The organism is Anaerosporobacter sp., assembly GCF_965301125.1.
On sequence record NZ_CBDLAM010000383.1, the window covers coordinates 1,102 to 1,551 of the forward strand.

Sequence of the window (450 nt, forward strand, 5' to 3'; positions counted from 1 at the left end):
TCATTATATACCGGAGAAAAGGCTGTTAGTGAGGCTGGCCAGTTAATTTTATATGCTGAAGGATTGAGACAGTTGGGTGTTCCATTAGAAAAAATCAAAATATGTTGGAACTTTTTAAAGTATTGCAATATAACAATTACACAAGCGAATGGTAAAACTACAGAGAGATTGATCGAAAGAATTTCAATCGGAGAAAAACTAAAGGTCAATGTAAAAATGTGGCTTAAAAAACTAGGATATGAAGATGAAGTCGACAACTATATAGATTTATTAGAACAGTATAATACAATAAATGTGCTGCCAGAAGATGTACAGGATAAGTATTTAGTAGATGATTGTTATGTGTTTGTAGATTTAACAGATGAATTAATTAATAATTTATTGAATGATATTATTGACACATTGGATAATGTAAATGTTTTAGAAGATAAATATAAAACAACAAAAGAT

General features: G+C 28.7%; 1 pseudogene. It reads left to right on the forward strand.

The features are described 5' to 3' along the window. Positions 1-450: pseudogene (locus ACW2QF_RS20230) on the forward strand (PD-(D/E)XK nuclease family protein); the annotation flags it as partial.